A 4,714-nucleotide genomic window follows, 5' to 3' on the forward strand; every position below is an offset into this window, starting at 1 on the left:
GAGGTATGGTTGCCTCAATCTCCTTTCGGGTAAAGTTAGCTTCGCCAATGTTATCGGTCGGTAACTATCCAAAAAGCACTGTTTCAGTGACCTTAAAACTGTTTAACTTTTCGGTTCTAGAGCAGTAGACTAGCTACGCATTTACTGGTAGGTCTTGAACACTTGCCGATAACGTAGTCAGTTAAGACTTAAGCTGGTCAGAATGGCTTGTTAGATTTCTCTTTCAAGCCTCATGCCTCTAGGCTGAGGTTCCTGACACTTTAGTACGATGATTGTTGTGCTAGTTGGTGATAGTAGGTGAATTGTTTCATAAGTCGGTTCACTTGACAAATACAACAGTTCAGTTTTGTAATAAAACTTTACAATCGTTGCCATTTGTCATTCGTCATTTAGTCGGGGCGGGTTTAGTTACATTTGGGTGCAACGGAAACGATAGCTGTCAAACCCGCCCCTACGACTGTCATCACTCTACATGGCTTCCCCATCTTCCCCATGGGGATTGGGCTCTCGCATTCGCGTTGAGATGTGAATAGAAAACCGATAGATTTGGGCGCGAATGCGAGAGCCCCTACGAATACCCCATCTCCCTCATCTTCCCTACCCCCCTCCAGATGCTACAGGTTCGGCTTGATAGCGAATCCCGGCTTGCTTCAGACGTCGCAACACCTCAGCCAAGCGATCGCACTCTGCAATCAAACTTACCCGCACGTACCCTTCACCACCGACACCAAAGGCATTTCCCGGCGTTACCACCACACCCGTTTGTTGCAAGACATCCAGAGCAAAATCCGTTGAATTGTGACCCGGTGGACAAGGAACCCATAAATACATCGTCGCCTTTGACTTAGGAATCTTCCACCCCAATTCAGCTAACCCTTGAATCAAAAAATCTCGGCGGCGACAGTACCGTTCTTGTACCTGATATACATAACTATCCGGTAAATCTAATGCCGTTTCTGCGGCTGTTTGTAAGACCGCAAAAATTCCGTAATCTAAATTAGTCTTTAACGTCCGTAATCCTTGAATAATATGGCGATTTCCGACAACAAATCCCACCCGCCAACCTGCCATATTATAGGTTTTTGATAAGGTATGAAATTCCACGCCAATTTCCTTCGCGCCAGGAATTTCTAATAAACTCGTCGGTTGATAGCCATCAAATGCCAGTTCCGCGTAACATAAATCATGCACCAACAGAATCGAGTAACGACGGGCAAAGGCAACAATTTCCTCAAAAAACTCACGGGGAGCCGTCGCCGTTGTCGGATTACTCGGATAGTTAAAATAGAGAATCTTTGCTCGTTCGGCAATCTCGTCAGGAATAGCGGCTAAATCAATTAGCCAATCATTTTCCGCCTTGAGGATCATACTGTGAATTTCTGCCCCAGCAATCAGGGGACCTCGGAAATGAGCCGGATAAGCTGGACTCGGCACTAAGACCAAATCCCCTGGATTGACATAAGCTAGGGCAAGGTGCGTCAATCCTTCCTTAGACCCCAACAGGGGTAGGGCTTCACTATCGGGATCGAGAGTAACCTGATAGCGGCGGTGATACCAACTGGTAATGGCTCGGCGAAAATTCGCTGTGCCTTCAAAGGGGGGATAGCCGTGGTTAATCGGATAATTTAGGGCTTTGATGGCTGCTTCAATAACTGGTGCAGGTGCTGAACCGTCAGGATTCCCCATCCCTAAATCAATTAAATCCAACCCTTGCTCACGGGCACGGGCTTTGAGTTCATCCAAACGAGCAAACACATAGGGGGGCAGTGCGCTCAGACGCCTTGCTGGGGTAATCCAATCTAAGTTCATTTAAAAATGCAGCCTTCCTAAACTAGAAAATTATATCGGCATTATCGGGAAATTGACTCATCACGGTGTCCATAAGTTTGATGACATTCTTGAAGGTTTAACTCTTGAATAGCGAGTATGACCAATGAACATCTCCCCTGTCACTACCCCTAACCTCGCTACAATAAGAAGACCGAAGCATAATGCTTCCTATAAGTAAGGGGGATAAGGACGATGGGTTTGCCAGTAGTTGCTGTAATCGGACGCCCTAATGTGGGCAAATCAACCCTTGTCAATCGGTTGGCAGGGGTGATGGATGCGATTGTCCATGATCAACCGGGAGTCACGCGCGATCGCACCTATCGTTCAGCCTTCTGGCAAGACCGTGATTACATGGTTGTAGACACGGGGGGCCTGGTTTTTGATGATGATACCGAATTTTTGCCCCTGATTCGAGAACAGGCAATGGCAGCCCTGAGCGAAGCCAGTGCCGCTATATTAGTGGTCGATGGTCAAATGGGTTCCACCGCCGCCGATCACGCGATCGCAGATTGGCTACGCCATCACCCTGTCCCCGTTGTCCTGGCTGTAAACAAGTGTGAATCCCCCCAACAAGGACTGATCCAAGCCGCTGAGTTTTGGGAACTTGGTTTAGGCGAACCCTTTCCCGTCTCCGCGATTCACGGTGGAGGAACCGGGGAACTCCTGGATCAACTGATTACCTATTTGCCCACGGTGGGAATGCTTCCCGACACATCAGAAATCAACGTCGCTATTGTCGGGCGTCCGAATGTGGGTAAGTCCAGCCTATTAAATGCCCTAACCGGAGAAAAACGCGCCATCGTCAGTGCCATTTCCGGTACCACCCGCGATGCCATTGATATGCTCGTCGAACGCCCCGGTAATCCAGAAACTGGGAGTGCACCCCAAACCTATCGTCTCATTGATACGGCAGGGATTCGCAGGAAGAAAAATGTCGAATATGGACCGGAATTTTTTGGCATTAATCGAGCCTTCAAAGCCATTCGCCGTTCCGATGTGGTTCTGTTCGTTGTTGATGCCCTAGATGGTGTCACCGAACAAGACCAAAAACTTGCCGGACGCATTGCTGAAGACGGACGGGCGGCGGTGATTTTGGTGAATAAATGGGATGCGGTTGAAAAAGATACCTATACGATCTACGAACAGGAAAAACTGATTCAAGACCGCCTCTACTTTATCGAATGGGCGCCAATGATTTTTGTCAGCGCCTTGACGGGAAAACGAGTAGACAAAATTCTCGATTTAGTGGATAGTGTCGCCGAACAACATCAGCGCCGCGTCAGTACGTCTGTGATTAATGAAGTCCTCCAAGAAGCCATTAACTGGCATTCACCTCCCACCAACCGCCAAGGGCGTCAAGGCAAAATTTACTACGGTACTCAGGTTAAAAGTAAACCGCCAACGATTGCCCTATTTGTCAATGACCCGAAACGGTTTAACGACAACTATCGCCGCTATATTGAGCGTCAATTTCGTCAACAACTGGGTTTTATAGGTACACCCTTGCGTCTGTTATGGCGTGGGAAGAAAGTCCGCGAGGTTGAAAGCAGCAATGCTAATCGAGCAATTCGGGTTTAATTTGTCTTGTAAATATTCCTCAAACCCGTCCAAATGACGAATGACAAATGACCAACCATGGACTTACTGCGATCGCTCCCGTTAGGGCTATACCTGGAACAACCTGTAACTTGGCTACATCACCTGGATTCTCGGGTAAAATTCATTTGGTTAATGAGCTTTTTGGCAGTACCCTTATTAGCTAATCCCTATTGCCGTTTGGCAGTTGTTGTGCTACTCATTTTGCTGACCCTCTCAGCCGCTATTCCGTTGCGGGTTTGGCGTCAGCAAATGGGTTGGCTGCTGATGCTATCGGTATTTGTATTTATTCTCACCGCGATCGCACCCGATGGATTGGCAGTTGATCATCAGCCTCGGCTTCCTGAGGCGGACATTATCGTGGCTGAGTCTGCTGAAACCTCCGTGCAGGCATCGTCTCAACCTAGACCCTGGTATAATCCCTTTGGTATCGGACGGGAATTGGCTCCAGAGGCTTCTTTGAGTGAAACAGTTATCCTGACCAATTTACCCCAACCGACTGATTACAGCTACATTCTCCTAGAAGCAGGTCCGGTGACGATTACTCGTCGCTCATTAGATCTGGCGGTTCGGGTGAGTACGGTAATTTTTACCTTAATTTATAGTACCAATCTTTACTTGCTCACCACCGCCCCAGAAGAAATTACCGCCGGGTTAGAAAGCCTGATGCTCCCCTTACGGCGTCTGAATATTCCGGTTACAGAAATTGCCCTGACGTTAACCTTATCCTTGCGTTTTATTCCCTTAGTTTTGGAAGAAGTCCAAAATTTAGTCCGTTCGATTCGGACTCGGGCGATTAACTGGAAAAAGTTAGGGGTTCGTCGCAGCGCCCAAGTTTGGATTATGGTAACGGAACGGTTATTAGAAAATCTACTCATGCGAGCCGATCAAATTGCTAAAGCCATGACGGTGCGCGGCTTTACCAGCCCTAACCAGCATCGCGTCCAATGGCACCAGCTTCGTTTACACTGGGGTGACTGGATTGCGATCGCGAGTTTGGCGCCGTTTTGGGTAGCCCGGTTGATTTGGGGAGGAATGGGATGATGGAAGATTTGTAGGGGCGGGTTTTACAGATAACTTATGGCTACACAGTGATAACTTAACTAAACCCGCCCCTCTAGGGAAGCGGTTGGGTTGACAAAAGGAAACCCTTCACCCTCATCCCCTAGCCCCCATCCCCCCTAGCCCCCCTTTGAAAGGGGGGGAAGAAAGGGGGGGAAGAAAGGGGGGGAAGAAAGGGGGGGAAGAAAGGGGGGGAAGAAAGGGGGGGAAGAAAGGGGGGGAAGAA

Annotated in this window: 3 protein-coding genes; 2 read left to right on the top strand and 1 reads right to left on the bottom strand. The window is 48.6% G+C overall.

Features of this window, described 5'->3' with window-relative positions:
- Positions 1-597: 597 nt before the first annotated feature.
- On the bottom strand, positions 598-1,809 hold the full coding sequence (locus RLO19_RS20660) for an aspartate aminotransferase (protein WP_446359315.1): 1,212 nt from the start codon (positions 1,807-1,809) through the stop codon (positions 598-600).
- Positions 1,810-2,022: 213 nt separating this feature from the next.
- On the opposite strand from RLO19_RS20660, the gene der reads away from it, so the two are divergent.
- Both der and RLO19_RS20670 read left to right on the top strand, forming a co-directional pair.
- Entirely contained in the window at positions 2,023-3,408 is a 1,386-nt protein-coding gene (gene der / locus RLO19_RS20665) for a ribosome biogenesis GTPase Der (protein ID WP_446359316.1), read from the top strand.
- Between the two features lie 57 nt (positions 3,409-3,465).
- On the top strand, positions 3,466-4,470 hold the full coding sequence (locus RLO19_RS20670) for an energy-coupling factor transporter transmembrane component T family protein (RefSeq protein ID WP_446359317.1): 1,005 nt from the start codon (positions 3,466-3,468) through the stop codon (positions 4,468-4,470).
- The last annotated feature ends 244 nt before the right edge of the window (positions 4,471-4,714 follow it).

It is taken from the genome of Coleofasciculus sp. G2-EDA-02 (genome assembly GCF_040226375.1).
In the GTDB taxonomy this organism is placed as follows: domain Bacteria; phylum Cyanobacteriota; class Cyanobacteriia; order Cyanobacteriales; family Coleofasciculaceae; genus Coleofasciculus.

Bases quoted from the DNA above. Each gene is read 5' to 3' on its own strand.
- RLO19_RS20660 (WP_446359315.1), bottom strand. From the start codon at position 1,809: ATGAACTTAGATTGGATTACCCCAGCAAGGCGTCTGAGCGCACTGCCC.
- der (WP_446359316.1), top strand. From the start codon at position 2,023: ATGGGTTTGCCAGTAGTTGCTGTAATCGGACGCCCTAATGTGGGCAAA.
- RLO19_RS20670 (WP_446359317.1), top strand. From the start codon at position 3,466: ATGGACTTACTGCGATCGCTCCCGTTAGGGCTATACCTGGAACAACCT.